Here is a 1,243-nt window from a genome sequence, read left to right on the forward strand (position 1 = left end):
GTCCAGGCTATAGCACTTTTAAAAGATCTTTAAAGTTTGAAATTGATAGATTAAGAAGTAAGTTAGAGTATTTGAAAAATTATGAAAGAAGGATTTTAGAAACTATAGTTGAATTGAAGAGGAGAGGAGCAACATTATACGAGATTAATAAGGCATCTAGACAGCTTAGACTTATTAGAAGGAGAATTAGAAAGATTAGAAAGTTATTAAAGTATTTAGAAGATCTGTATCTACAATCGTGAAGATTGGAGTTGTAGATTTTGGAGGTCAATATAATCATCTGATATATAGGAGATTGAGGGAGATTGGTGTAGATGCTGAAATGTTTAAACCTGAACTACCTGTTGAAGAGGTTGAGAAGAGGTATGATGGTATTGTTCTAAGTGGTGGTTCGTTTAACATTCCTGATGATTTAGATAAGATTGGAAATTCTATAGATTATGTTAGAAAATTTACAAAACCTATACTTGGTATATGTCTTGGTCATCACATAATTGCTTATGTTTTTGGTGGATCATTGTCAAGATCAAATCCTGAGTTTGGTGAAGTTATTGTATATGTTGATGATGAGGATGATATTCTTGAAGGTATGGGTAGGAGTTTCATTGCTTGGGAAAGTCATAATGTTGAAGTTTCTAAAGAACCTGAATTATTTAAAGTATTGGCACATAGTGATTTTGTACGTGTTCAAGCTATGAGACACATCTCTAAGCCTATATACTCAGTACAGTTTCATCCTGAGGTTGAACATACCGAGAATGGTATTCAGGTTTTTAGAAATTTTGTAAAGATATGTCGTAGATGATGAACTTTCGGTCGCACTGAACATTGATGAATCTTCCTCTCACTGATAACTCCATAGAGTAAGGTATTTAAATACTTTGAAGATCTGCCATACTAGAAGTTAGCCCCCGTAGCTCAGCGGGGAGAGCGACCGGCTGAAGACCGGTAGGTCCCGGGTTCAAATCCCGGCGGGTCCACCAATTCTAAAAAATAAAGAAGAAAAAATAGAAAGAAGGAAATTGAGAAAGAAAAGAACTAGATATATATTACAGTTTTAGACGGTAAATTCTCAGTCTCTGGATAGTAATAAATAGTTACAACTCTATCTCCGCATATATAAACTAATTTATCATATCCTATCGTATGTTCGTCATATTCAGTTTTTGCCTCGCATAATTTCCTATCTATTTCCTCAATAACACTTAACACAATGTCAATGACTTCGTCATTGTAACCTTCA

General features: G+C 34.3%; 3 protein-coding genes. 2 read left to right on the plus strand and 1 reads right to left on the minus strand.

All coding sequences use genetic code 11. The annotated features are described in order from the left end of the window. The coding region (locus AC30RD_RS09600) for a hypothetical protein (protein ID WP_489494330.1) at window positions 1-242 on the plus strand (242 nt) is incomplete at its 5' end. Then, a complete protein-coding gene (locus tag AC30RD_RS09605) occupies window positions 239-805 on the plus strand; it encodes a GMP synthase subunit A (RefSeq protein ID WP_489494332.1) in 567 nt (188 codons plus the stop codon). The genes AC30RD_RS09600 and AC30RD_RS09605, both read left to right, overlap by 4 nt. Before the next feature lie 233 nt (window positions 806-1,038). Here AC30RD_RS09605 and AC30RD_RS09610 read toward each other — a convergent pair. Further along, window positions 1,039-1,243 (minus strand): hypothetical protein (locus tag AC30RD_RS09610; protein WP_489494333.1); only part of this gene is annotated, 205 nt, incomplete at its 5' end.

This window comes from Nitrosophilus sp., assembly GCF_982775275.1.